Source organism: Paenibacillus sp. J31R122, assembly GCF_056269185.1.
Window position 1 is genome coordinate 655,479 of the sequence record NZ_JBWDNM010000002.1, and the last position, 26,391, is coordinate 681,869.

The 26,391-nt window shown below is 41.2% G+C and carries 22 protein-coding genes; 6 read left to right on the top strand and 16 right to left on the bottom strand.

All coding sequences use genetic code 11. The features are described from left to right. Positions 1 to 80: 80 nt before the first annotated feature. From AC0YN7_RS06155 to AC0YN7_RS06175, 5 genes are all read right to left on the bottom strand, one after another. Complete coding sequence (locus AC0YN7_RS06155; protein WP_475809060.1) at positions 81 to 644, bottom strand: outer spore coat protein CotE; 564 nt, start codon at positions 642 to 644, stop codon at positions 81 to 83. Positions 645 to 974: 330 nt separating this feature from the next. Further along, a complete protein-coding gene (locus AC0YN7_RS06160; protein ID WP_475809126.1) occupies positions 975 to 1,772 on the bottom strand; it encodes an ABC transporter permease in 798 nt (265 codons plus the stop codon). An 82-nt stretch (positions 1,773 to 1,854) separates the two neighbouring features. Further along, on the bottom strand, positions 1,855 to 2,649 hold the full coding sequence (locus tag AC0YN7_RS06165) for an ABC transporter ATP-binding protein (protein ID WP_475809061.1): 795 nt from the start codon (positions 2,647 to 2,649) through the stop codon (positions 1,855 to 1,857). Positions 2,650 to 2,665: 16 nt separating this feature from the next. Continuing rightward, entirely contained in the window at positions 2,666 to 3,676 is a 1,011-nt protein-coding gene (locus tag AC0YN7_RS06170; RefSeq protein ID WP_475809062.1) for an ABC transporter substrate-binding protein, read from the bottom strand. Between the two features lie 138 nt (positions 3,677 to 3,814). After that, positions 3,815 to 5,329, bottom strand: a complete 1,515-nt coding sequence (locus tag AC0YN7_RS06175; protein ID WP_475809063.1) for a carboxypeptidase M32 — start codon at positions 5,327 to 5,329, stop codon at positions 3,815 to 3,817. A gap of 241 nt (positions 5,330 to 5,570) precedes the next feature. On the opposite strand from AC0YN7_RS06175, the gene AC0YN7_RS06180 reads away from it, so the two are divergent. Next, entirely contained in the window at positions 5,571 to 5,897 is a 327-nt protein-coding gene (locus AC0YN7_RS06180) for an iron-sulfur cluster biosynthesis family protein (protein WP_475809064.1), read from the top strand. A 30-nt stretch (positions 5,898 to 5,927) separates the two neighbouring features. Beyond that, positions 5,928 to 6,503, top strand: coding sequence for a beta-class carbonic anhydrase (locus AC0YN7_RS06185; RefSeq protein ID WP_475809065.1), 576 nt, complete (start codon positions 5,928 to 5,930; stop codon positions 6,501 to 6,503). An 18-nt stretch (positions 6,504 to 6,521) separates the two neighbouring features. On the opposite strand, the gene AC0YN7_RS06190 is transcribed toward AC0YN7_RS06185, so the two are convergent. Next, a complete protein-coding gene (locus AC0YN7_RS06190; RefSeq protein ID WP_475809066.1) occupies positions 6,522 to 7,061 on the bottom strand; it encodes a DUF309 domain-containing protein in 540 nt (179 codons plus the stop codon). Positions 7,062 to 7,278: 217 nt separating this feature from the next. Between AC0YN7_RS06190 and AC0YN7_RS06195 the strand changes: the two genes are divergently transcribed. The 3 genes from AC0YN7_RS06195 (at position 7,279) to AC0YN7_RS06205 (ending at position 10,141) form a co-directional block, all read left to right on the top strand. After that, positions 7,279 to 7,698, top strand: a complete 420-nt coding sequence (locus tag AC0YN7_RS06195) for a hypothetical protein (RefSeq protein ID WP_475809067.1) — start codon at positions 7,279 to 7,281, stop codon at positions 7,696 to 7,698. Positions 7,699 to 7,700: 2 nt separating this feature from the next. After that, entirely contained in the window at positions 7,701 to 7,979 is a 279-nt protein-coding gene (locus AC0YN7_RS06200; RefSeq protein WP_475809068.1) for a YxcD family protein, read from the top strand. Positions 7,980 to 8,203: 224 nt separating this feature from the next. Continuing rightward, positions 8,204 to 10,141, top strand: a complete 1,938-nt coding sequence (locus AC0YN7_RS06205; RefSeq protein WP_475809069.1) for a glycosyl hydrolase family 18 protein — start codon at positions 8,204 to 8,206, stop codon at positions 10,139 to 10,141. 537 nt (positions 10,142 to 10,678) lie between these two features. Here AC0YN7_RS06205 and AC0YN7_RS06210 read toward each other — a convergent pair. From AC0YN7_RS06210 to AC0YN7_RS06240, 7 genes are all read right to left on the bottom strand, one after another. Next, positions 10,679 to 12,811 (bottom strand): protein kinase domain-containing protein, encoded by a 2,133-nt coding sequence (locus tag AC0YN7_RS06210; RefSeq protein WP_475809070.1) that lies wholly within the window; start codon positions 12,809 to 12,811, stop codon positions 10,679 to 10,681. Positions 12,812 to 13,023: 212 nt separating this feature from the next. Next, entirely contained in the window at positions 13,024 to 17,211 is a 4,188-nt protein-coding gene (locus AC0YN7_RS06215; protein ID WP_475809071.1) for a TIGR02680 family protein, read from the bottom strand. Then, entirely contained in the window at positions 17,208 to 18,401 is a 1,194-nt protein-coding gene (locus tag AC0YN7_RS06220; RefSeq protein ID WP_475809072.1) for a TIGR02678 family protein, read from the bottom strand. Before AC0YN7_RS06220 ends, AC0YN7_RS06215 begins: the two co-directional genes overlap by 4 nt. After that, positions 18,373 to 19,917 (bottom strand): TIGR02677 family protein, encoded by a 1,545-nt coding sequence (locus tag AC0YN7_RS06225; RefSeq protein WP_475809073.1) that lies wholly within the window; start codon positions 19,915 to 19,917, stop codon positions 18,373 to 18,375. Before AC0YN7_RS06225 ends, AC0YN7_RS06220 begins: the two co-directional genes overlap by 29 nt. A gap of 552 nt (positions 19,918 to 20,469) precedes the next feature. Further along, a complete protein-coding gene (locus tag AC0YN7_RS06230) occupies positions 20,470 to 20,592 on the bottom strand; it encodes a hypothetical protein (protein WP_475809074.1) in 123 nt (40 codons plus the stop codon). A 432-nt stretch (positions 20,593 to 21,024) separates the two neighbouring features. Continuing rightward, complete coding sequence (locus tag AC0YN7_RS06235) at positions 21,025 to 22,014, bottom strand: recombinase family protein (protein WP_475809075.1); 990 nt, start codon at positions 22,012 to 22,014, stop codon at positions 21,025 to 21,027. A 27-nt stretch (positions 22,015 to 22,041) separates the two neighbouring features. Then, positions 22,042 to 22,764, bottom strand: coding sequence for a recombinase family protein (locus AC0YN7_RS06240; protein WP_475809076.1), 723 nt, complete (start codon positions 22,762 to 22,764; stop codon positions 22,042 to 22,044). A 328-nt stretch (positions 22,765 to 23,092) separates the two neighbouring features. On the opposite strand from AC0YN7_RS06240, the gene AC0YN7_RS06245 reads away from it, so the two are divergent. Further along, positions 23,093 to 23,662: an SGNH/GDSL hydrolase family protein gene (locus tag AC0YN7_RS06245; protein ID WP_475809077.1), complete on the top strand. Its 570-nt coding sequence runs from the start codon at positions 23,093 to 23,095 to the stop codon at positions 23,660 to 23,662. A 97-nt stretch (positions 23,663 to 23,759) separates the two neighbouring features. Here AC0YN7_RS06245 and AC0YN7_RS06250 read toward each other — a convergent pair whose 3' ends face one another. The 3 genes from AC0YN7_RS06250 to AC0YN7_RS06260 form a co-directional block, all read right to left on the bottom strand. Further along, on the bottom strand, positions 23,760 to 24,338 hold the full coding sequence (locus tag AC0YN7_RS06250) for an LURP-one-related family protein (RefSeq protein WP_475809078.1): 579 nt from the start codon (positions 24,336 to 24,338) through the stop codon (positions 23,760 to 23,762). A 124-nt stretch (positions 24,339 to 24,462) separates the two neighbouring features. Then, positions 24,463 to 25,335, bottom strand: coding sequence for a tetratricopeptide repeat protein (locus tag AC0YN7_RS06255; RefSeq protein WP_475809079.1), 873 nt, complete (start codon positions 25,333 to 25,335; stop codon positions 24,463 to 24,465). A 28-nt stretch (positions 25,336 to 25,363) separates the two neighbouring features. Beyond that, positions 25,364 to 26,320, bottom strand: coding sequence for an ATP-binding protein (locus AC0YN7_RS06260; protein WP_475809080.1), 957 nt, complete (start codon positions 26,318 to 26,320; stop codon positions 25,364 to 25,366). Positions 26,321 to 26,391 lie beyond the last annotated feature (71 nt).

The window sequence follows — 26,391 nt, forward strand, 5'->3', positions numbered from 1 at the left end:
GAAAAAAAAAGAGGGCTTTCGCCCTCTACTATGCTGCTAACGCAGCATATGATAACTTGACAGCAAAGCAGCCCGCTTGCTTACAGATCATCGTCCAGCAAGTCTGGATCCAAATCCTCATAATCGCTATCGCCGAGGCTGAATTCCAAATCCTTGCCATCCAGGTCACCGCAACCGCCTGGTACCACCGCTACACAAACCTTAGTCTCGGCAATTAGTTCAACCGAAAACTCACGTTCGACACGTACAACGACACCAGAGCCATTCGAAGTGATATTCGCTTCGATACAATTTGGCTCTTGAATCACGTCGGCAGACACTTCCTCTGTCGAAGCCCGATGTTTCGGATCTACATAGGAGAGACTGACATGCTCAACATAATGTACGGATTCCTTCGCTACGTCTGTTTGCGAGTTTTTGCTGTACGAATACCAAATGTTGATATCGTAAGTACCGATCACCTCAATGCCGTCGCCCGAACGAACCGCTTCATACTGATGATTGATAATCCATGCACCCAGAATACTGGTTGGATGATGAGGCGGCGTTACGGTATGGGTTACAGTGGAAAACTTACGACCTTTTCCGCAGACAGCTTTAGTGATAATTTCTCTGTAATGCAGCTGTTTATCTGCAATAGTCATTGATTTAACCTCCTCCATACAATCATTCATTTAAAGTGTATGCAGGACATTCGTCTAGGGTGACTGTTTCTTTTCCCGAAATATAAGAATATATAAGTTATACGCTTATATAAAATCTTATATTTCTTTGCGAAACATACGCTGTGTCGCCAAAGATCCGCATCAACCGTTTACGCTAGCTGCGCAACGAATTTTTTCCCTCTATATTCTATGGTCGAATTTCGGACAAAATTACTTTTTTTCTAAAAAAACATAAATAGGCTCATTGAGCATGATAGAGCCTATTCAGATTGATTTATATATGCCATATTAATAGCCAGCTTTACCATACTACCGCTCACGCCAGCCTTCCGTTAACCGTCGTTCTAGCATCGCTACCAGCTGATACATAACGGTCGCAACTGCAGCTATAACAAATAATGTTGATAGCACCAGCGTAAAGTTGAACACCTGAAAGCCATAGATGATCAAATAACCGAGACCGACCTGCGCAACGAGAAACTCCCCAACGATAACACCTATCCAGGCCAGCCCTACGTTCACTTTCAAAGTTGAAATGATGACGGGAAATGAAGCTGGTAATATAACGAGCCGAAATAATTGCGAACGTGATGCTCCGAGCAATCGAACAACCTTTACATAGCCCGTTTCAATCTCTCTAAACTGGTTGTAAATATTAAGAGTCGTTATGATAACCGTAACCGATAAAGTAATAGCTACTATAGACATAAAGCCCGGTCCAAGCCCTACAATAAAAATAGGACCCAGAGCGACCTTCGGCATACTATTCAAAACGACCAAATAAGGATCGAATACACGAGACAAAAATGGAAACCACCAAAGTATCGCTGCAATGGCTGTCCCGAGCAACGTACCTAACGCAAAGCCTACAATCGTTTCAAGGACCGTCATGCCGACATGCGGCCACAAGCTGCCATCAAAACTCATTTCCCATAGTAAACGAAATAGCTTTGTTGGGTAGCTGAATAAGAGCGGATCAATCCATTTATACTGACCAGCTGCCTCCCAGAGTCCAATAAATAGGAGCAGGATGACTATTTGGGTCACACCTACAGCAGCAGTTACACGACGCCCACGCAGCTTATACCGATTATGCAGCTCCTGCATCCAGTCGCGGCGATCCTCTTGAATACCGGTTATAGACGCGATGTCTCGGTCATTCGCTTTCGATTGCTTCACCCGCTTACGATCATCCAACGCGTCCTCCCCCTTCATTGTCCTCATCATCCAGCTCCGCCCATAGCCGTTCAAAAATAGGCTGGAAGCTTGGAAGCTTACGAGCATCCAGCGGCGATGCTAACCGAATATCCTCTGGCATCTCCAACACACACCGAATATGACCCGGATTTCGACCCAGTACAATGACACGATCACTCATCGCAACCGCTTCTGCTAGATCATGCGTAACAAGTACAGCTGTTTTGCCCAGCCTTTTCAACGTTTGCTGAACCAAATCCTCGAGCTGAAGTTTAATATGCAAATCCAATGCGGAAAAAGGCTCATCGAGCAGCAGCACTTCAGGCTCTGTTGCAAGCGTCCTAGCTAAAGCAACTCGTTGTCGCATTCCGCCAGAGAGCTCATGCGGATAACGAAGGGCCGAGTCAGGAAGACCCAGCTCTACAAGTAAGTCATCGACAGAAAGAAGTGTTTCATTTGTCCTGCGCCCGCTTATCTCTAGCCCTAAAGCGGCATTATCTCTTATCGTTCTCCAAGGGAACAAAAAATCTTGCTGCAGCATATAGCCTACCTTAGGGGATGGGCCAGTTACTCGCTCGCCATTTAGCAGCACTTGCCCGCGTGTCGGAGGAAATAGGCCTGCTAATAAACTCAGCACCGTCGTCTTGCCGCAGCCGCTTGGTCCTACTAAGCTGACGAATTCACCGCGAGAGACGGTCAGCTCAATTTGTTCCACTGCAAGTGAGGCGCCTTTTTCATTTACGTAAACATGAGATAACTTCTGCAGCTCAAGCACCGGTACGTTCATTATGCAAGCACCTCTTTTATTTCACGGCTTTAATCGCTTTTTCGGCATAAGTGGTATTCACTAGCTCACTATGCTCCGTACGTTCCTTGAGCTCACCCGCGGAGGAAATAACATCAAGCAGGTTATTCCATTCCGCTTCATCGATAATTGGATCTGAAGCGAAGGAGCCTTGTTGCTTGTAACGGTCGATTGAACTAATCAGAATTTCACGGTCTACTTTTGGGAAGTAGGAGATAACAGTGTCCGTTATCGTTGCCGCATCATTTTTGGCGACCCAGAGCTGTGCTTTATAGATCGCATTCGTAAAGGATTGAACGACCTTTTTGTTTTTGTTCATATAGCTCTCTTTCGTCATAAATACGGTGTACGGCAATTTCCCGCTTTCTGTACCGAATGATGCTACTACATGACCTGTTCCTTCTTTCTCAAAAATAGATGCCGTTGGCTCAAATAGCTGAACATAATCACCAGTTCCTGATGCAAAAGCAGCTGATATATTGGCAAAATCAACATTTTGAATGAGCTCCAAATCAGCATGAGGATCAATCCCTTTTTTCTTCAGAGCAAATTCTCCCGCCATTTGCGGCATGCCGCCTTTTCGCTGGCCAAGAAAAACTTTCCCCTTCAATGTATTCCAATCAAAATTGTCATCTGCCTCGCGCGCTACAAGAAATGTTCCATCGGTTTGTGTCAATTGAGCAAAGTTAATAATGGGATCATCCGTACCCTGTTGATTAACATAAATAGATGTTTCCGAACCAACAAGAGCAACATCAATTACATTTGAGAGCAAAGCGGTCATCGTTTTGTCTCCGCCTGGGGTAGTCGTTAATTCCACGTTGAGCCCTTCCTCTTCAAAAAAGCCCTTGGCAATAGCCACGTACTCAGGTGCATAGAATAACGACCGAGTGACCTCTCCGATTCGAACGGTTGTCTTCTCCGAACCTCCTTTGCCGCAGCCTGCAAGCACAGCTGTGGCGATGAGCACCACCGCTAGCAGCAGTGACATGAGATTACGTCTATTCATTTTCATTCCCTCCCGCTATTTCACTTTAATTGTTGTCATTCAGCCTATGCACCATGGGCCTAGGCGGTGAATAGCGGTACAAAAAAGAAGGCTGTCACCGGATCGTCAATGAGACGTTTCGGAACAGCCTTCGTAAGCTTACAGCTTATAAATATCTTTGTATTTCTTTTCTAAATATGTGACTAAATACTGCGGATCAAGCGGCTTGCCTGTTATGTTTTGAATGAGCTCAGCCGGTGTTCTTAGTTTTCCATATTTATAAATCCGTTCGGTCAGCCATTGCTTGATTGGCAGTAGATTACCCTCTCCTACGAGTGACCAGAAGCCCTGCAGATCACGCTCCATCGTATCCGCGATTTGGGCAGCGTACATGTTGCCAAGTGAATAAGATGGGAAGTACCCAAATGCTCCGCCGGACCAATGAACGTCCTGCAATATGCCTTCAGCATCGTTGGATGGTGTCACTCCAAGGTATTCTTTGTACTTTTCATTCCAAATCGCTGGCAAATCAGCGGCTTTCGCGCCTTCGTTGAAAATAAGCTTCTCCATCTCATAGCGGATAATAATATGCAAATTGTACGTTAACTCATCTGATTCTGTTCGGATTAGTGATGGTTGTACGACATTAATGCCTCTATAAAATTGATCAACTGAAACGTCAAGCTGACCAGGGAAATGCTCCTGCAAGCTGCCCATATACCTTCCCCAGAAAGGTCTGCTGCGACCAATTACATTTTCCCAGAAGCGGGATTGCGATTCATGAATACCCATGGATGTACCCGTGCACAAAGTCGTTTCGATAAGCTCATCCATTATATTTTGCTCATAAAGCGCATGACCGCCTTCATGAATCGTTCCAAACAGCGCACTTGTTACATCATTTTCTAAGTAATGTGTTGTAATACGGACATCGCCTGGGTTCAAACCGGTTGCAAATGGATGAGCGCTTATATCCAGTCGTCCAGCTTCGAAGTCGAAGCCCATTTGTTTCAATATGTGCATGCTAAATGCCTTCTGGGCATCTTTATCGTACTTCTGGCTGAGGAATGAAGTATCCGGTTGATGCGATGAATTAGCTATAGCAGATGCAAGCGGCACGAGCTGCTTACGCAAGCCTCCGAACACGCGGTCTAACTCAGATACAGTCATACCAGGCTCGTATTGGTCTAGCAATGTATCATAACGAGTTGCTTTTGCCCCCCATAGATCAATAAATTGATTCGTATAGGAAATGACTTTTTCCAAATAAGGCTGGAAGCTTGCATAATCATTATTTCCCTTCGCTTCCTCCCACTTCGATTCGGACTGTGAGGCAAGCACGACATATTCCTGATAAAGCTTCGGTGGAATTTTTATGCTGCGATCGTATTCCTTACGAGTCTCCGTTAATAGACGTTGATCGATTTCTGACAGGCCCGAGAAGACAGAACGCTCTTCAAGTTTCGACATCCATTCCCCAAGCTCAGGTGAAGTAGATACCTTGAACAAATCTCCAGATAGAACACCGATAACCTCTGATCGGTTATTCATTCCTTTACGAGGCGCGCCTGTTCGTAGATCCCAATAAAGGACACCAAGCGCTTCCTCGTAGCTTTTAATTTTGCGTACCGTTTCTCTAAAGCTTTGCAGCGATTCTGATTGTTGTACTGACATTAGTATTCCACCTTTCCTATGTAACAAAATTCAAAATCCATTCATTGGAACTTAACTTGAATGATAAGACTTTATAAGTTTCACACTTATAATAGGCTTATCATTCACCGCGAAACTTTGCTTTGCCGCAAGGACGGCGACAGTAGTTTACGCTTGATCTTACTTATTACAATCCTTATAATCAACTTAAACCTAATCAAACAAAACTGCAACTAGGCGTAAAGAAAGAGAGGTACTGCAAATGCACATTACATTTTCTAAAACGGCTGAAGATCGGCTAGCTCCTTATTTAAATGACGGGACTAAGCTGCTTAAGCTGCTCCACGATACAGAAGATTGCGGCTGTGTCGTCAGCGGCGTACCTAGCCTACAGCTTATAGATGAGCCTTCAGTTGATGACCAGCTGTCGCAAGGGGATCCCTTCCCTTTCTATTACGAGCCGCGGCATGAGGTTTATTACGAACCGAATTTACGCGTTGATTACGATCCTACTCACAACAGCTTCAGCCTGAGGAGCAACAATCAAATTTATACGAATAATCTTCGATTTCTAAACATGGCCTTATAATTCAGAATTGTACTAGGGAGGCAAACGCAAGTGAGCAACATCAACCAAATATTAAGTCATAATAAACAATTCGTCTCTAACCGAGAATATGAACAATATGCGACAAGCAGATTTCCTGATAAACGGATGGTCATACTGACTTGTATGGATACACGCTTAACCGAGATGCTGCCAAAAGCAATGAACTTGAAAAATGGTGACGCCAAAATTATAAAAAACGCTGGCGGCATTGTTACACAGCCCTTCGGCAATATTATGCGAAGCATAATCGTAGCGGTATATGAGCTGCAAGCAGACGAAGTATTTGTGGTCGGACATCACAATTGCGGCATGACTGGAATAAACCCCGAAGAAATCATTCAGCACATGGTAGATCGCGGTATATCAGAAGATACCATTAATACACTCAAGCATTCCGGTCTTAACCTTATGCGCTGGCTAACTGGGTTTGACAATATTAAGGACAGTGTCATAAATACCGTAAGTATTATTCGAAATCATCCCCTACTGCCAGCAAACATTCTTGTTCATGGACTAATTATTGATCCAGAAACTGGAGAATTGGAACATTTGGTAGATGCTAACGATGCAAGCTCGCACGAATAGAACAGGAGCGTTTCGGCTTTATGACAAGCCGTCGCGCTCCTTTTTTTTGGCTGAAAATGCCGCTTGTCTTGCCGCTATTACGTCTGAACGATCTCTTAACTTATGCCGATGAATAAGTGAATCATCATTTAACTGGCTGGACACACCCCATACCAGTCCACGCTCTATGCATTGTTGCTCGCATAACTGTCTTAATTGTTCATCAATGATTTGAAAATTCATATCGAAGTAACTCGTCGCAGCTTCTGTCTCAAAGCCATTTGTTCTTTTGCTTAGCTGTTCAAGTAGGCTTACTTTGTCTAATCCAAGCTCTTCCAATGGCGAAGCTTGCAGCCTTCTCTCTGCTTGAGCATACATCATCGCCGCTCCACGCTGATTGCCTCGACGTTCATGATATTGTCCGACAGCAAGCTGAATAAACCCTACCCATGTATCAGAAAGCGTATCCCCTGGATGCTCCTTCCAATACTCCTCCAGCAGCTCGTGACACTCGAAATAATCTCTTGTTGCATGAAATTCAACTAAATAGGAAACATATGCGACAGGAAACATTTGCATGTTATCCCTCCTATTAAGCGTAAACGGACTGACACTGGATCACAGACCTCAGTTCTCGATTCGCAATAATAATATAAATGAGTTTGTCCAAATCGTACGACTACTTTTCTACCTCAGCACATAGGCTAATAAAAAATTGAAACCTTCGTCTATATTAGCCGTATTTTAATGTGTAAGCAATGCTTGTATTACGGAAAATCAGGAGGAGAACTTACAGATGAAAAAGGGTTTATTATTGACAATTGCATTTGCGTTATTTTTCACATTAGGGTTTGGACAATATGCCGATGCTAAACCGCGTGGCGGTGGCGGCATTAAATCACCTAAACAAAGTATTACTACACCAAAGAAATCCGATGGCGCTACTCAATCGAATCCCGGAACCAAAGCACCAGCAAAAGCTGGCGCGAAAAAACCTGGATTTTTCAGCGGCGGTAGTTTAATGAAAGGCTTAATGGTCGGCGGCTTGGCCGGCTTATTGTTCGGAAGCATGTTCAGTGGATTAGGCGCTTTCGGAAACATTCTAGGATTTATGATTAATATGCTTGCCATCTTCGCGATCATTATGGTCATACGTGCGGCCTTTGTATATTTCCGCAGCAAGCGTAACCCGCCAGACCAACGGAGACCTTACTAATCATGCGAATTTATACGGACGAAATCATTAACGCTGTCTGTATGCATATGGCTGAACGTAGAGGTGTTAATCCTACGGACGTAGAAGTACAGCTGTCCTGGGAAGAGGAATATGGTTTTACGGCTGAAGTTTGGGTGAACGGCCGCTCCCAATATCTCCTTGAAGCAAATCTGCTGGAAGCAATCGAGCAGTATATGTATAAACAATACAACCGCCGAACATTCCGCTCCGAAATAAAACTCGACGCGGACGAGGATTTCTGGGCGGATATAGCTGACTAGTAATTAGATAAGAGAATCTAAGGCATTCATTAGCTGCACTTCATCATCGTGATGAAGCAGCTGATGGATGCTTTTTTTAATATAAAAGTGGATGGCAAAGCCAATTACGTTTGTAATATTACCTTCATAAAGATCTCCTGGGAAATATTACATCTAAAATATTCACACAATTCTAGCAACCTCCCTCCTCTTTTTGCGTCTAATAGAGAGACAGTGAGAGGAGCGTGTCGAATAAACGTATGAAAAGAAAGATAAGTACAGCACTATTGCTAGTTTTACTTTGCCAAACTTTGATGACGGTGACAACTAGCACAATCGACGCAGCAACAGCTGCAGCGATGACGAAATACCGTGTTTATCAGAATGACAAAGCTTTGAAAGAATTTGCTACAGAATCACAAGCGATCGCTTATGCCAAATCATTCACTTATTCTCATGTGGAGACGATTGCTGGACGTAGCTGGGTATGGGATAATTTCCCCCGCTATAAGGTTTATCAGAACGGCAAGCCGATAGCAAAATCAGATTTTAGTACATATGAGCAGGCATTGTCAGTTGCTAAGACGTTATCTAATGTACATATTAGAGACCTTGAAAGCATTGGCTGGAAGTATGAGGGGCATGCCAAATTTAGACTTTATCAAGGCGACAAAACGTTGCCTAATTGGTCGTTTACCACGCTTGATGCTGCCAAAAAGGAAGCTAAAAAGTGGGGCAACGCTCACATTATCGAGTTAAAAACGAACTCATGGGTTTGGAGTAACCTGACGGAGGCTCAAGTCAAAAGTCAGCATGCAGCAAAGCCTGTCTATCAAATAGTCGTTGATGGTCAAGCTGTTGGAGGAGATAAACTCTTCTCTTATCTGTATGACGCTATTAAAGCTTCGGCTTCAATTACAAACAGCCAGGTTGTAAATACAGCTTCCAGTGCAGTTGTTCATTCTAATGTTCTAGCTTATAAGGTACAGCAATACGGCGCTATACTTAAGACATTCATAAGTCTTGAAGCTGCCGTTGAGTTCGCCAAAAAAAATGTGAATTCCGAGGTTGTCTATAATGATTCGGTTTGGTGGTCAGGAGTTCCCTATTTAAGCGTCTACCAGAAGGACAAAAAGCTGAAAACATTCAGCTCGCTGAAAAGCGCTCTCTCCTATGCGAAAAGCTATTCCAATAGTACAGTTCGAACTGCTGACGGACGCATTTATTGGAGCAACATCAAAAGCTTAGTGTACTTGGGTTGGAACGGCAGCTCTGCGAGTTCAACTGTATTAAATCATGTTGCGAATACGCAAGGACTTTCGATCGATTCTCCAACTTGGTTCGAGCTATCCGCTGCTGACGGCTCTCTCAAAGATACATCTGACCCTACAGTTGTAACTACATTAAAAGAAAAAGGCATTCAAGTAATGCCACTTGTTCATAACCAGTTCAACCGAAAAATGACGACAGAATTTTTGGCGAATAGCGCTGCTCAGAAGCAATTCATTAGCAAGCTCGTTGATCGCCTAGTCGCTATCGGAGCTGCTGGGGTCAATCTCGATTTCGAAGAAGTAGCTGGCAATGACCGCAAGGCATACACTGCCTTCGTCACAGCTCTTGCTAATGCCGTGCATGCGAAGAAATTAACGATTTCAATTGACTTGCCAAGAGGCAGCGTTAGCTGGAATCATCTAACCGCTTATGATCATGCCGCCCTCGCAGCGGTCGTTGATACGATATACATTATGGCCTATGATGAGCATTGGAGCGGGAGTGATACTCCTGGTTCAGTCGCAGGGCTAAAATGGGTCGAAGAAGGTGTAAAGCAATTTCTTGATTACGGTATCCCTCGCAGCAAACTAATGCTGGGAATTCCGTTTTACGTACGGGAATGGAAGCTAGACGGTACTGGTAAGCTCGTAGGCAATCGTGCTATTTATATGAAAGAGCTACCAACACTTATTTCAGACACAGGTGCAACCGGTGTGTTTGATCCAGAATCCGGACAGATGAAATACAAGTATTATAAGGATGGATATACTTATCTGTTCTGGGCAGAAACTGAGGAAACAGTGAAAGCTCGTATTAACATTGCTAAGAAATACGATCTAGCAGGTATTGGCGCATGGCGCCTTGGTTATGAGAGCAATGATTTGTGGACATCTATGCTTCGTATGAAGTAGGAAATGGAATAACTTATGAAATAGTAAAAAAAAGACCTCCGATCTCCTGTATTGTACAGGAATCGGGGGTCTTGTTTTGTTATAGCTGTCTGTGTCCGCTGGCTTATCTTTCAGCTGTTCGAGAAATAGCTTCTAAAGTGCCCATCGGCAATTCTCAGAAAAGTTACCGGCTAGTGTGCTGCTGTTTAATGCTTGTTAAGCAAAGCAACTACTACCTCACCTGTAATGATTCACTTTCCAAAACGTGACACCAATGACAGGTACGTGTGGGTCAATAACTAGCTATATCCAATAGAAGGGAAGACGAGCCTGTTGTCGCGCTTCGCGATTTCATTCAATATCTCTTCCACAAAGGGAACCAGTTCACCGGATTTTTTACATGTTGCAGCAGATATGACAACTTTTCCTTGGCTAATCTATTAGGTACTTTTTGAGTTATTATGAGGCATCACCTCTTCGGTGGGATTTTGGTAAAGTATTGCTTAGGGTTATTTACCCAAAAAGGTGGGGGAAGGGCTCAAGTCGGAAAATTTTTCACTAGTAATCATTCAATATTTCTTGTATCTCATAAGGGTGTTCAATTTCCTGCAACAAACATTTCAGCAAATCACGATATTCCGAATAATTTGTTTCAATTATAAATGCTACTTGTTGAGATATTAAAGTAAAACTATTCATTGACACTAGGATACCAACAAGTAGCGATTGCGCCAAAAGATTATTAAATTTCAATGCAATATTCATTAATATCCTTGTAACATTTATTTGTAATGCTATATTTTGTGACTCATAGTAAATACAATCTATAAGCAAAGACACTTGATCCCAGTCCACTTCATTATTATTTGTTACATTTGATATATTTTCTTCAGTCATATGTACAAAAGGAATCATTAACGCGTCACATTTGGCACACTCCACAAATACATTTATCGGAATTGATTTGAATGGTACTATAAACTTTTCAATAACCCTATCAGAATCCTCGATTTGAACTGAAGCAATACACTGTAAAACATAATTAACATCGGCAGAGAAATCTTTAAATTCATATGTTTCCAAACTATAAAACGGAGAATTTTCTTTTCTCATACTTTTTCTATCTATAAGATTAATGTCGTCAATAAGTTCTTTAGTTGTCTGATACCGTTTAGTACGATCCTCCTCCATAGCCTTCATAATAATGAGCTGATGTGTAACCAATCGTCTGTATCGTTCTTCAGGTGGCTTTCCACTTAATAAGTAATAAAGAATAGCCCCCAATGAATAAATATCAGATAAATGATCAGCACTCTTCAAACTATTTAATTGTTCTGGTGCAGTGTAACCTGCTCTTCCATATCCATTAACAAATAATCCTGTTGATTTTGATAGTGAACGCTTGTCTTTTGCTAGCCCAAAATCAGCAACTTTTACTAGTATAGACCCGTCGCTTTCTTTAAATAACAAAATATTATGAGGAGCTAAATCTCGATGACTAATTTTGCGGTCATGAAGATAATCTACACCATTTAGGATATCTTTAAAGATACTTATTCTTACCTCTTCTGAGATGCAAGAATTTAATCCCAACCATTCATCTAAAGAAGCATCCGCCAGAGGCATCGTGAAAAAGACTGGCTCATTTACAAGTTGTATTTTGCTGATTTCAATTATATTTCGATGAGAAACTTTATTTTTTAGAAACTTAATTTCTCTTTTAAATCGAAGATACGGATCGTCGCCTCCTGCTACATTATTTTCAAACATATTGGATCTTTCAAAAAGCACTTTACATGCTAATTCACTTTTTAATACGGGATCAAACACTCTATATACTTCTGCAAAAGATCCCTCGCCGATCCTTCTCAAAGGAATCAATTGATATCTGTTTTCCTCTTCATTAAGAGTAACTGAAATCCACAAACGATGCGTTTTTCTATTAGCCTCTGGACAATATATAATATTATAACCTCGTAAAATCTCTTTGATCTGCTCCTCATTTGGTTTTGAAATGAGCACATTTCCTGATGTCAAATGATTTAATACTTGTAATGCAAACAGCAAAATTTTACCGCCATCAGATCTAGGATTCAAATCATAAAAATTATCAGTAAACTCATAAGCTAGCATAGGCAAATAGATGTTACTACTTAAAGGTAAGTAATCAAATAATTTTTTAATTAATTCAAGCAATTGTTTAAGGAGCTCGGGGTTCTTTTTGTACATAATATGAATAAATGGTGCATTTTTATAAGTCTTGATAAATAAAATAAATTGGTAGAATGAACTTTCCATCTGATGTTCACTCGAAAGTGCTTGGAAAAATTTCATCTTTTCTGCATCATAACGCTGCTTGTCTTCACTTTTTGAAGTTAACTTCCCCCCATAGTACATTTTTAAAAAATCATTTAGATCATATCCATCGAATAATTCTCGATATTTACTATTCCGAATTTCCTTCTCTATTTTGTCCGCAGCAATTGGGATTACCTCATCTTTCCCATAAGCCGAACCCAAAAATCCGTTTAATACCCGTAATTCATCAGGTGTTGGATCTTCAAGATTAACTGTCGTACTTTTGGTAATTCTTCCGTAACTTCTGTATTTTTGACGAAAAAGCAAGAACACTCTGTTAAAACCATCGATGTTTCGGAAAATCTCAACTAATTGCTGTAATGATGATTCCATCTATCCAGTTTCCTCCGGCAGGTTTTCTTATAAGATTTTAGCAAGCATATTAAAGCTAAGTTCTTTCATCTTTTTAAGCGATCGCAAGGGTGATCGTTCAAGATAAAGAAAACCCATCATCTTGTGACACTATTCCTCATGAATTTGTCCAGATTGCTGCCTTCATGAGGAATTTCATTCACCTACGCTGCACGTGGTGAACGCCAAATAACTCAAAACAATGTAACCTGAGCAAACGAAGATTGAACGTCCTCGCTTGTTTCATAAGGCTCTTCCACACGCGTCTTCTTAATGCCATTCCATGAGTATGAAATTGAATTAACAAGATTTGAATTCCCCATTCGATTCAGAACATAAATCGACAGATCAGGAACTTCCTCGTAACAACCCCATAAAGATTGTGAGTTTAATGTGTAATCAAAGTCGTACCTCTCAATTACTTTGAACGCTTCTTTGATATTGTTATCATCTACGCCAGCAAACGCTTCGTCTAATGCAAATATACGAGGAGCTTCACAGTGAGCATTTTGCAAACGTGCATCAACTGCTGCTAGGAGTGGTGTATACATTGCCATTGCTCGCTCTCCGCCGGAGAAGGTATTGTAATTGCTTTTCTTCATTTCTTTGCGCTTTTCGCCTGTTTTTTCGTAGTAAATAATGAATTCATACCAATCTCGATAATCCAAGACCAACTTAATATCTTCCATGAGAGTCTGTGTTCCGCTCAACTCAGATTTGTGTTTCGCTTCATACACCTTGGTACGAAAATGCTGGGCAATCCTTTTCCTATCTGGATCCGCAAGCCACATTGGGTCCTTCTCCAAAAAACGAACTAATTCTATTGTATCGAGTTCCTGTTCACTGTCACTCTTTTTCGGTGACCATTCGACATCAAACTTTAGTCCGCTGGAGTTTTGCGTCTTTTCCATTATTGTGTTGATACGTGTTACCCATTCTTTCGCATTTCGAATTTTGTTTTTTATTGTTTCTCCGACATGGTTAATTAGGTAGTCTTCGAAAATCTCGCGGTCCTTTTCAGCCATTACCTTTGAAAGCATTTCCTCATGCTCGATCAGTTTGTTTTTGGCATACGACGGCGAAGCACGACGGCCCTGATACTCTATTGTAATTTTTTCACGCCTAGCTATCATTTTAAGCATTTCAACTCGGCTTTCGTCTTCAATAGCGATATGTGAAAAATCAACTTCGAATTCCACCGGTTCCATCATTAAGTTGTATTCCGGCAATCCCTTGTCCGCATCCGAGAAGACGTTGCCCAACTCGCTTTTATTTTTAGTTCTATCCTTCTTCGTGAGGAGTTGCCCGATCTTCGACATGACACTCTCGGCAAGCGATTTCGTATCTGTTTCGGTTTCAAGCCCAAACTTTTCCCTGAATTCTTTTACATCTTGCAATAAGGCAGTTTCCCAAGCCGAAACTAGCTCCTTCATAAACTGTTCTTTCTGAGTTCCAATCGGAAGGCGGTCACGAGAATGTTTCAAATCGTTTTTCAGGTCATTAAGTCGCCTGTCCAGCTCCCTTTGTTCCTTTGGCAATTGTTCCAGTTTACTGTTAATACTTTTGGCAAGCTCACGATTATTATCCGTGCCAATGTCCTGTAATCGCTTTTCATAGTTTTCTATTCGAATATCTATGTTCTTGATTTGCCCTTCTAGTGACAAAACGGCGGCCCTCGCCTCATCCACACCATCTATAACAACACTAATCTTGTCATCTTGAATCTTTAAAAGATTTTGTTTATCCCCTCGTGAACGGTAGGAACTTTTTAGTTGTAATAACGCTCGCTCGAAATTACGTAAACCATCACACGCATCAGATACGACTTGCTCATTTTTCTCAATTGCGATGTCTTCGAACTCTGCGTTCAGGTTCCTGCTTTGCGTCTCCACGCTGGTTTTGAGTTCCTTGAATTTTTCGTTTATCGACGAGACTTCAGGTTCCAACAATTCTGCGATGCGTTTTGCAACGACTTCAAATTGTTGCTTAGCATCTTTTAGGGCCGAAAATTTCGGAAACGATTGATACTCAACTTCAATTTTCCTTTGTCGCGTTTTACTTTCATTAGAAAGCACTTCAAGCTTATCAATTTCTAACTCAAGTGCAGCAACTTTTTCTTTTAACGCTGCGATTTTACGGAGCCGCTCTTGTTCCCGAGCATGCTTTCCAATATATTTGGCTACACCATTCTGCGAAGCTGTTCCGGCTGTAAAAGAACTTTTAAATGATCCTTCATCCGTTACAAAAAAGGCGTCCGACTCCGAAACCGAAATCCCCCTCAGAACTGCTAGCACATCATCATGACTCACATCTCCGGCAGCCGAAATATCTAGATACTTTGTTAGATTGTTCGGCGCCTGAGCTTGATGAGTACTGAGAACCGTTGCGGACAACGCTTCGTTATAAAGGTTAGCGGGTACAATCAGCGAAGTTAGTACACCAGTTTCGGTTAGTACCGACTCCAAACGTGACTTCTGTTCTTCAGTAAGGTTCTTTTTGAAATCAACCGCAGCGTAAAATGGTACGTAAGGAATCCCTTTTTCTATGAACTCACGTAACTGGATTTGCTTGGCTACAGGAAATTCAGGTTCAATTTCATCAGTGCCCTCGAGAACACCGATATCTTCTTTAGTAAGCTTCCTTTCTTCAACCTTTGATTGCATTTGTACTTCTAGCGATGCTTGCTCCTTAAGGCACTGGGACACTTGTTCTTCGCGCGCAACCGAGATTGGAGACATCAACTCTTCTTCAGTCACGTTTTCTAGATATCCATTAATCATCCGTTTCACGCTCGTACTGCTATTAACGCTAAGCACGAGAGCTGTTAATTCGTTTATCCAGTTTTCAAGCTCTACATAAGCGTCGTTTCGTTCCGTATCATAGATATTCGCAAGGGTCGTACGCTTTTCTCTTTCGTTGTGAAGAACGTCTTGTTTCTCTTCTATTTGTTGTCTCATACCATCCAGATCGCGCTTCTTTTGTTCCAGTTCTCTAATTTGTTTGAGTAGCACCCCAAGCCTTTGAAGTCTAATCCTTATTTCAGATTCCCAATTCAAAAAATTATAATCGCCAATTTTTTCATTCCGCTCGAAATGGTCAAAGAATGCCAGATAGATGTCTTCAAATACCGAATCCATCCCCAGCTCCTCCAGACTTTCCAACGCGGCTTTTAGTTCTTTCTCAATTGTCCACAATTCATTTTCAATATTTCGCCGTTCGTAATTCGCATCCGTTAATAATGTTTTCTTCAACTCATAGCGATTTGTTTTGTCTGATTTTTCATTCGATATTCTGGTTAGTTCTTGTCTGGCAGATTGAAGAGTATCATCCAAATCCGCTATTTCATCATGCCCCAATTCCTGCCTTGCTTGCTTCAACCCTTCAATTTCATGTTCAATATTTCGGATTTTTTGCTCGGTCTCATCGTAGTCAACACTCTTGGTTTCAATATCACTTAGTATCGTCTGCTGTTCCAAAGCAATGGCATTCCACGTGTTTTCACTTTCCAAATAGTACTTAGCCTTCTCCGCAAATACGTATGAAACATAATCGTCATAACCTTTATCCAGTTTCGTTGCAAAACCAAGGTCGCTCAGTGTTTTGAAGATTTCCCGCTGTGTTTGGTCTTGCGCTTCTATGGTAGTAGTTAAAGCGGACAATTCATGGTCCGATAATGGCGGCAATGAATCGTTCAATGTTTCCTTTAAATCGTCAGGTCCCCCGCCTTTGGTTAACTTAGGGCTCTTAAGCCGTACGAGAACATCGGTAAAAAGCTTAAGTCCTGTTACATCCGGAAACTTGAACAGTTGCTTATTAATCAGTTCCGCGTAATCTTTACTATCAACGACCGTACCACTCTCGCCGATTGCTGTCGTTATTTGTTTTCTATCTAAGGGAATTTGCTCCGGTGAACCATCTAATACTTCTACCTTATAGAGTGAGATCGGATTTGGTCCACGCCCAATACGCCGATAACGGTCATGAATCACAAACCCCCAGGCATCTTCCAACCTTCTGTTTTTTCGTTTGGAATGCAGTCCAAATCCCGTCGTGATGTACTGCTCCGTGTTCGTCAACTTATATTCAATCACAACATAACCAATGCGCTCGATAATGTCCTTGTTTAACGACTCTTCTCCAAGCAAGATGTCATAAAACTTGCGGTCACTTGACTCAAATGGGTCCAACCGCTTAGGGTCTTTGTTTCCATCCAGCATGAATGTAAAAAGCGTATTCATGGCAATCGACTTTCCCGCACCATTATGACCACGCAGTAACAGTCTTCCGTTCTTGAAGTAATATTCTTCATAATTAAAATACCAATAGTTAAATAGGATGAAGCGGTGAGGCTTCCAACGCCGTGCATCGTTAGTCATCATCATACTCCTTTATTATTTTCTTCTTTAGGTTTTTCAAAAAATCTTCCGATTACATCGTATAGTTTCAAATCGCCTTCTTGCGTTGTCTCCGCTAATTTCCATTCAAATAGCGTATTTTTAATTGTATTCTTAACTTCAGTGATACTCATACTTTTTAGGCCCGTCGTCCATCCGTGGCTATTTTCATCTATAAGCTGCCGACACATAATATCCAAATCAATATTTGTTAAAATGACTGTCCCATCTTTTTGTTCAACGAGACTGTCATTATCGTCGATGATTTTAAGTCGCAACAACGTTGCAAACTGAACAATTAGGTTCGATTCAGCATTACTTGCTGGAAAGAACCGCCGAAACGTGCTAACGTTCTCTTTTACTAAAAAAGCACTGCTCCCGTAGACATCCACATTCATATCGTAGTATTTTTCGGCATGTTCATTTAGGTGGCGACCGTACTGTCTTAAGTAATCAAAATCTGCCGCCGATACTTCATGCCGATACAAGGCTGGCTCTAAAAACAATTTCCGGTACAGTAAATGCCTTCTTTCTATACCTAATTCCCGTTCCTGAGTTTCTTGAAGCAACACAATATCATTTAGCGTCAATTTTCCTTCAATATTAAAACTGATATTACGCATAAAATATTTCACAAGCCCGGTTGAACGCAGCAGTGCATCATTCGTTTCTCGGTCTTGGAAGTCTTCAATGTTTTTATCCATTACTTCTATCAGACACCGCCGAACAGCTTCTTTCAATACACGGACAAGTGATAGTCGGTTTTTATACCCTTCGTTACCCTTCCATGTTAATGGTAGAGGGTTTTCATTGACTGATCCCTTGGAACTTCTTGGGTAGTACGAAACGACCGCTTGGCAAACATCTGACAGCGTAAATTGTTTTGATGCCTTTCCATCCAAAAACGCAAGTACACAGTAAAAAATGACGTAATCTTTCACCTCTTTGAAATCTGATATGCCTGTTGACGGTTGAGGCGTTACTTGAAACTTCTCAACTTTTGCAAAATCTGTCCCAACTACCAACTTAAAACGGAAGTAGTCCTTAAAGTAATCCCGCAGAAACCCTTCGTTTTGTTTAATTTCATAAAAAAGCTCTGGATTTTCCTTGCGTACAACCCAAAAATTATCAAGCAATTGATGAATGCAATCAAGAGACTCCTGGGACAGCTTTTTCACGCGTTTTCACCTCCGTAAATGTCATTTCGAAATCGGGCAAGAAGAGGATTCCATCCAAACAATGCAGTTCAATAATATCGTTACTAACCTTATGAAGTTTAAATTTTACGCCCAGTTCTGTGGTACCTTCATAGATGCCGTAGCCAACTGGATTCAAGAACGCCGCACTTATCCAATCCAATAATGCTTTTCGAACAAACGGCTCAACTCTGGTGTCCAAATCCTTTAAGATTAAGCAAGGCTGCTCCACGAGCGCTTTTAATACACTTTCTTCGTATGCCAGTCGCTCCGCGAGCAACCGTTGCTGTTCGAGTGCCTCCTGGCTCACTTTCGATACCTTCAAATTCTGTTTTATGGTTCTCTCGGATGGTGGTCGAATACGATACGTCACATCTAGCTCATCCGGGTCAAAATCCCATACCGTACCATCATTCCTTTCCGACGGTTTCCGTGCGACTTTGAAATGCTGGATGCCTTCGAATCCGAATAGGTAAGAAAAAACTTTATGAGCTACTTCCAAGTTGCCGGACTCATGCACCATGTCTGCAAGTCGTAAAAATTCTGTTACTCGACTCTTTTTCACAAATTGTCGCTCCGCATAAAAATGTGCAAGCTTAGACATTTTACTAATGGCATCCCGAGTACGAAACTCAAGTTGAAACGCTTTGCTCGATTTAGTATTACTTGCCAAAAACCAGTTACGGATGCCTGTCCATACATCAAAAAAGGTATCGGAATACTCTTTATCCGACACGACCGTCGTGGTCGGCATATTTTTCTTATGACGGACGAGCTGCAATATGATGTTTTGAATTTTCTTCTCCGAAATGCGTGTAATAATATTAATTATCGCAGGCGAATTGCGGTTAAGTTCAACCATGAAATCCGTTAAATAAGAACAGAACTGATTTTTAAATACGATGAAGGCATCGGTTTCCATTTTGCTATCCAATTTATCACCGCTGATATGATTCAAATAATCCGAAGCATCATTATCAAGCTTTGTAAACCGTTCGAACAGCTCCTCCCACGCTTCATATAGTTGAACAAGCGAAGACGAATCCAACTCGGTTTGCACGGAGAATCCGTTTAATTTTACAAGCGCATTATATAGATGCTCAGTGAGTTTTTTATCCAAAGAACCACCACGTATACGGTGAAGTTTTTTCTCCATAAAAATAAGTATTTTTTCAAATTCAATCGTATATTCTGTTAGTGAATATGTTTTTCGATTCCTAATAAGTTCTTCCAATGTAACAGCATCTGTATTATCTTGGTTCAACACTAAGTTATTGTTTTCAACTAAAACCGATAAATCAGCATCTTGCTCTTCGAGCGTATAATCGCCAAATTCCGGAAATTGTTTAAGATGCGTGAAAATTTCTATCGGTAAAACTTCATTATTAAATATGCGATGTTGCTCATACATGTATCTTAATATTGGACGATATCGGTGCGTTTTTTGTGTTGACAAATAACTTGCTTCTTTTATAGCACGCGTCAATGACAAATCCAAACGAAACACTCCTTTTCGAAGTCCTGTTTTACATAATTTGATAAACGTATTCTCGTTTTTAAATATTTGGAAATATCGATATTGGAGATCGGCCGAATTCTCTCCCATTACCTTTGCCGGACCGAGGGGTGAATGCCCCGACGCTTGAATCCGAAGTTAACTGAAGTTCAGATCAGACTTCCTGATTAACTTTCAAGAATATTCTTTTTCAAGATAGATTTCAAAGTATTGGAACTATATTGTTTTTTTAAAACTGCTTCTTCGAGCCCAAGAAATCAAAGTTGCCCTAGATATGCCACCTACTTTACTGCATTCATATATTGCGTTATCATTGTCATTTAGCAAATTATGATAATGGTCTATGTAAGCAATTATCCTTTCTTAATTATTCTTTAAAAAAGTAATGTTAAAACTAGGATAATCAACAGTGCTGAACTCTAGTGATTTATCCTCGTAGTCATCAAAGAATAATATCATAAACGTGCTCGCATCAATATACCAATCGCGTTCAATATAGATCTCCATGTTACGCTGTTCTAAGAATTCCTGAAACTAATTGTCGTTTTTGACTTCGTCAATTAGATTATATAGATCTGCAAACTCTTCTCCGAAATAACCCGACCAGTAAATGTTCTCCTGATACCTAGCCAATTCTAGGGTTTCATTAATCTTCATAATTAGCTCATCCAATTTATATTAGTCAGTTCCGTCATTCATGAAAGAAGGAAATAAACTTGCAATAAGAAACTGTATTGTGTTGTTTATTGTTCCAATAACTTCATGAAAATCAATTTCTCTATAAATACCAAATTGTGTTACTTTATTTCTGATTTGTCCTATTACATCAAGTGATAATAGATTACTTTCCTTAATATTGATAAAGCTCTTTACTCTATTTATTGCCTCTTTATATGAAGTTGTAAATCTGATAATAGCTAATTTAGGTATATTGTACCATATTAAAAGAGGCTTCTGGAATTTTTTCCAGAAGCCTCCAAAGACTTATCCTAATTCAAATCACTTATAACAAACCGTCAACTCCACCCGATTCCCTTCCCGATTATACACAATCCGCTCAACCAACTTCTTCAACGCCCTTTCTTCTCTTCACTCGTCACCGCGACGCTCCACAACCCTAAACTGCTCTACCCGTTCATATATCTGCTCAACAGCCGGATAATTTCCTTCATCTACTACAACCTTCCGTAAATCCTTCAACTCTTCTCCCAACTTCTGAATTTGCCTTGAACGTATTGCCCTCCTCTCCAAAAACACTTGTTTCGTTATCATGTCCTCTTCATACGATTCATGTAGCTTGTCCAGCGCCCGCTTCTGCTTCTTCAAATCCTGCTCCTTGACCTCAATGATCGTCTGCGTATCACTATAACGACTTCCATGCAGTTCAATTTCCCGTAATATATCCGGGTCTACATGAATAATCCGATCATACAGAGCATTGAAAAAATCAGCGTCCATTACCTTGCCACGCTGTTCACATTTGCTGCCATCTTTGTACTGGTGATAGCACAATGCACTCCAGTGCTGCCCCTGCTTCTTGTTCTCTCCTACCCGGATCCTCATCCGCGAACCGCATTTTTCACAATAAAGCAAGCCTGACAAAGGAAAAATGTTACGTCTTGAATTGGGATTCAACATGCGATTCTTAAGCAGCCGTTCCATAATCGCTTCATGTTCTTCCGGTGTTTTCAGCTTATCATGTGTTCCCATGACTTTAATCCGCTCTTCTTCGGGTACAAGCTCCACCTGACCACGCTTGGAACGGGTTTTGCCATAAGTGATGTAACCCAAATGGATTTCGCTTGCCAGTAACCGTTGAACCGTAATATTTGACCAGCCCTTGTTCTTTCCATCAGGCTTAATGTTGTATGGCGTGGGTATCTTGTTATCCGTCAACCAAATGGCGATATGTCCCAAGTTTGTTCCATTAAGATATTTCTCTACAATCGCTCGGTAAATCGGACGCTTCGTTTCATCCACCAGTACCGACCTTGTGTTCTTATCATAATAGTATGGAAACGGTGGCTTTCCGTTTGTCCACATGCCTTTCTTCGCCCCAGCCTCTTTGCCCTGCTTCATTCTTCGCTTAATCGTTTTATATTCTATTCAGGCAAAAATAGACATGAAATCAAAGGATACATCGTCATTGTCTATTTCCAGATCGTATATCTTGTTTGGTGTAATGATTACCGTCTCGGAGTTCAAAAACGTATCTTTTATGAGTGCCCAATCCTTATTTTCTCCAGGCCCCAAACGGTCAATATCCATGACCACTACGCCATCATAGAGCTGGTCTTCAACATGCCGAAGTAACTTCTGCATTTCCTTACGGGACTCTATCTTTTCACCAGAGGCCACTTCTTCATATAACCTATAGGTCCAATTTCGATTCTCGACCAGGGCCAGAAGAGTATCCCTATGCTTCGAGAGAACGTCTTCAAATTCACCATCGTCCCGTGATTTTCTTAAATAGACGGCTACGTGCTTAATAGTTTTGCTTTCCATAAGTTCCTCTACTCCATACGTGTTAATATTTTTCCGCCTTCCAAATAGAATGTTGAGCATTTTTGATGACACATCATCGAATATGACAACTGTAAAATTTTGGAGACGTAATTCATGAATAAATGTGAATATATAATCAAAGAAGTTAATCAGCCATCCGACAAAGCGTTGCGGCAATTTCATGAGCATGTGGCCCGGATATTGAGCCAAACTGTCCAAGCCGAGGCCGAGATAGACATACCTCTCCCCAAAGTGCATCATTCTACGCAAGACAAGCAGAAAACTTAACAAAATAAAAACAAGCCGAAGCGCATGTCCATCCATGCTCCGGCTTGTTCTATTTCAGGTTATTTTGAATGAATTCTCGCTCAATTTCTTCAAATACCTTAATATATATTCAAAAGAATATAGATATATGTGCGAAGCATTCTCAGCTTTTCATTGGAGCCATCAGCAGATTTACCCCACATCGTTTGATACGAGCTCTCCATTTCTGGTTAAAGGCTTATTCATAAACATATCTAAACCGTCTCATTCAACTGCGTGCTCCATTCCGATTCTTTTCGTTAGATTTAAACAGAAAAAGAAGGATTCTTATCTAAACCTGTCTTATTCTATGCTAGAAGATAATTTTCTAAAAGGAGTGACTGACATGTGGAAACACTACGTAGCCATAGGTGATAGCATTACCGAAGGAATAGGTGATGAGGTTGATGGAGTCCCATTAAAAAGTTGGGTTGAACACTTTGCTGAGCTGCATGAGCCTACTTTAAAATTCACCAATCTAGCTAAACGTGGGTTGATCACTAAAGAGATTCGCGAAAAGCAACTTGAAGAAGCTTTAGCCTTGCAACCTGACTTGGTTAGTCTGATCGCTGGGGCTAATGATATTTTAAAAGGCCGTTGGAATCTCGATGAATATAGGAGCGAAATGGAACTAATAATCGATACATTAAGTAAGTCTGGGGCTGCCATCATATTAGGAAATCTTCCTGACTTTACTGTTAGATTACCTTTACCACAGGAAAAAAAACAAATAGTAATAGAACAGTTATTACAAGCAAATGAGTTCATTTTATCTCTTAGCAGTGCGTACAATTTAGATCATATTGATTTTTGGAATCACCCTATGTCAAGTGACAACACGATTTGGTCTAAGGATTTGATTCACCCAAACGCAACAGGATATAGAAAAATTGCTGAAATGATCTTTAATCGTTAATTTGTAAGTAAGAACAATGGAGGTGTTAATGTGAGCAATCGCTCACTCTACATGAAAAAAAGACACTGACGGATCAGTGTCTTTAGCAATATTCAATCTATCCCTGTTTCCCATCAATCGAAAGCAGCAGTACAGCGGCTGCAAGACCAAATCGTCGGTCTAACTGATTGGCAGTATCCAGTGAAAAGTCCACATTCAGCTTGCTGACAAAAGGGTTAAAATTTTGTTCGAAGACCGTTATCAGCTTAGAATTTATCTCTACATTGAATTTTTGTGGAATTAAGTTGCTAAGGAATCTTCTAAGCAGCGCCATCAGACGGCTATCTTCCTTGATGAACCCGATCTCAGCTTCTTTTGAATTTAAAATAACCCACTCATCCTTGAGAATCGACTTCATACCTTTCCGACGCAGTGTACCAAGGCGCTCTCCGCTCACGGCATCGACCACATCATAGGTTGCAGAGAAATCGATAACACTGCGCGCCTTAATGGTGATCAACTCTTCATTCATCGTTTCATCAGCATATAGCCGTATGTCCTCTTTGAGCTTGAAAGCTTTCATCTGCGAGAACAGAACCAATTGGTCGCTGTTATCGTAAATATGAAATTTGGCTCCCACAATAGTGAGAACTTTTTTCCTAACTAGATACTGCGTATGAGTGAATTTAGAATTCATTTCTTAGTCTCCTCTTTCTTAACTTTCAACATTTACTTCTTACTATGTATTTTTAACCAGTCAAGCTATGTATGTTTTTAATCATTGAAAAATCTTCGAGTCTCCAATATATTTCATTCAGCTCTTACGAGCCTCTACGTTTCCAGCCGAACACTCGCACGTGTACAATCCACTTCGTTACCCAATGTGCTAGCACATAAAGCAAAAGGAAGAGGATAATGAGTGGTTTGAATAATGCCCATGCGACTATCCATGAAACTAATATTTGCCACGGTTTCAGTTTGCGTAATATTTTGGTAGGCCATAAAAATACACGAAACAGCTTTTCACTTTGCTGCAGCGACTCTAAATATTCGTCTTGAAACTGTTTATCATCCGGATTTATCCTAACCGCGTTTCGCATGTATGTCTCTTTAAGCTTGTAATCCCCACGCAGACCCGCAGCCCATGCCAAATATAAGAGGACATATGGCATTTCGGCGTCATATTGAATCGCCTGTCGGTCTAATCTAGTTGAATCCGCAAAGTTTCCTAGCAACGCCTCTGTGTAACTCAGCATAGCCAAATAAAGCGGAGTTTCTGGTCTGAGCTCTAAGGCATGCAACAGCTGCTCCTTCGACTCAACGAATTTCCCCTTCTTATTTAACTTATTCGCTTTAAAGAAATAATAATTGGCTTCATATGGATCGATTCGCATAGCTTCCTGCAATGCTTCGTTGAACGCTTTTTCATTCTCTGTCTCATAATAAACAACGACACGCACATACCAGGCTAATTCTTGCTCCGGCTCTCGTTTAAGCGTCTCATTCGTCCAATGCAGCGCCTTCTCGTATTCATCCATTAAGAAATATATATGAGAAATAAGTGCATAAATGTCCGGATTCTCTGGTTCCTGTCGCAGAATTTGTTCTACTTCGACTAAAGCTTCCTTATAACGTTTCCATTCAATCAGCTGATGTACTGCTGCATAGGCTGCTTGATTAGAATGTTTTTCCACAGCCATAGACCTCCCGTTTCCAATCCTGTTACTTGATTCCGTGCTTTTTTACATAGTCCATTACGACTTGATAGTCTCTATTCACATCACTAAAAGTAGCATAATTTTTCGCCGTCGAGAACCAATCCAGCGTTGTTGCCTTCCGTGACTTCGCCACTTTCTTCAAATCATCATGCGTGATCGGTTGAATCTCACCTGTTTCGAAGGTGCGCTCCATTGCCAATTCCACAGCATCACTCACTACTTGCTCTAGATCGGCACCTGAAAACAACTTCGTCTCCGAAGCAATCTTTGCTAGATTTATAGAATCCGTCGGCTTCCCCGAAATTTTGAGTTGAAGAATCATCTCCCGTTCAGCTTCCTCCGGCGGCGGTACAAATACAAGATGATTGAAACGTCCCGGACGACGCAAGGCAGAATCAAGATACCAAGGAGTATTCGTCGCACCAATTACAAATACGTTATCGTTTTCTGCTTGCAAGCCGTCAAGTTCTAGAAGAAGCTGATTGACAAGCATTCGGTCGTGATGTTGACGCATCTGATGACGGCTTCCCCCCATGGCATCCAGTTCGTCAATGAAAATGACACATGGTTTGCTCTCCCTTGCCTTCTCGAAAATATCATGTAGGTTATGCTCGCTCTGCCCAGCGTACATCGAGAGAATTGCCTGTAACTCGATGTGCATGAAATTTGCGTCAATTTCTCCCGCTACTGCTCGCGCCAAGAACGTCTTACCGCAACCCGGCGGTCCAAAAAGCAGGAGACTGCCACCAGCCGCCTTTCCGTATGCTGCGAATATCTCCGGTTGTTTCAGCGGCAGAATAAAATTCATTCTGATTTTCTTCTTCACGTCCTCTAGGCCGCCCACATCTGCAAACGTCTCCTTTGGTTTATCCGACTCAACAAGTGCTTGATCATCTTTACTAAAATGAATGAGTTTTAAATTTTTTCGCCTTTGTTCGGCAAGTTCATCATGATCGGACATCCTATTCTCTCCCTATAGTTTTGAGATAAGTTTACCATATTTCAAGTTAATTTCTTCGTTTTTATAAAAAC

Excerpts from the sequence above, each read along its gene's own strand:
- AC0YN7_RS06155 (WP_475809060.1), bottom strand. The coding sequence starts at position 644 with ATGACTATTGCAGATAAACAGCTGCATTACAGAGAAATTATCACTAAA.
- AC0YN7_RS06160 (WP_475809126.1), bottom strand. The coding sequence starts at position 1,772 with ATGCAGGAGCTGCATAATCGGTATAAGCTGCGTGGGCGTCGTGTAACT.
- AC0YN7_RS06165 (WP_475809061.1), bottom strand. The coding sequence starts at position 2,649 with ATGAACGTACCGGTGCTTGAGCTGCAGAAGTTATCTCATGTTTACGTA.
- AC0YN7_RS06170 (WP_475809062.1), bottom strand. The coding sequence starts at position 3,676 with ATGAATAGACGTAATCTCATGTCACTGCTGCTAGCGGTGGTGCTCATC.
- AC0YN7_RS06175 (WP_475809063.1), bottom strand. The coding sequence starts at position 5,329 with ATGTCAGTACAACAATCAGAATCGCTGCAAAGCTTTAGAGAAACGGTA.
- AC0YN7_RS06180 (WP_475809064.1), top strand. The coding sequence starts at position 5,571 with ATGCACATTACATTTTCTAAAACGGCTGAAGATCGGCTAGCTCCTTAT.
- AC0YN7_RS06190 (WP_475809066.1), bottom strand. The coding sequence starts at position 7,061 with ATGCAAATGTTTCCTGTCGCATATGTTTCCTATTTAGTTGAATTTCAT.
- AC0YN7_RS06195 (WP_475809067.1), top strand. The coding sequence starts at position 7,279 with ATGAAAAAGGGTTTATTATTGACAATTGCATTTGCGTTATTTTTCACA.
- AC0YN7_RS06200 (WP_475809068.1), top strand. The coding sequence starts at position 7,701 with ATGCGAATTTATACGGACGAAATCATTAACGCTGTCTGTATGCATATG.
- AC0YN7_RS06210 (WP_475809070.1), bottom strand. The coding sequence starts at position 12,811 with ATGGAATCATCATTACAGCAATTAGTTGAGATTTTCCGAAACATCGAT.
- AC0YN7_RS06215 (WP_475809071.1), bottom strand. The coding sequence starts at position 17,211 with ATGATGATGACTAACGATGCACGGCGTTGGAAGCCTCACCGCTTCATC.
- AC0YN7_RS06230 (WP_475809074.1), bottom strand. The coding sequence starts at position 20,592 with ATGAAGATTAATGAAACCCTAGAATTGGCTAGGTATCAGGAGAACATT.
- AC0YN7_RS06235 (WP_475809075.1), bottom strand. The coding sequence starts at position 22,014 with ATGAAGCAGGGCAAAGAGGCTGGGGCGAAGAAAGGCATGTGGACAAAC.
- AC0YN7_RS06240 (WP_475809076.1), bottom strand. The coding sequence starts at position 22,764 with ATGGATGGACATGCGCTTCGGCTTGTTTTTATTTTGTTAAGTTTTCTG.
- AC0YN7_RS06245 (WP_475809077.1), top strand. The coding sequence starts at position 23,093 with ATGTGGAAACACTACGTAGCCATAGGTGATAGCATTACCGAAGGAATA.
- AC0YN7_RS06250 (WP_475809078.1), bottom strand. The coding sequence starts at position 24,338 with ATGAATTCTAAATTCACTCATACGCAGTATCTAGTTAGGAAAAAAGTT.
- AC0YN7_RS06260 (WP_475809080.1), bottom strand. The coding sequence starts at position 26,320 with ATGTCCGATCATGATGAACTTGCCGAACAAAGGCGAAAAAATTTAAAA.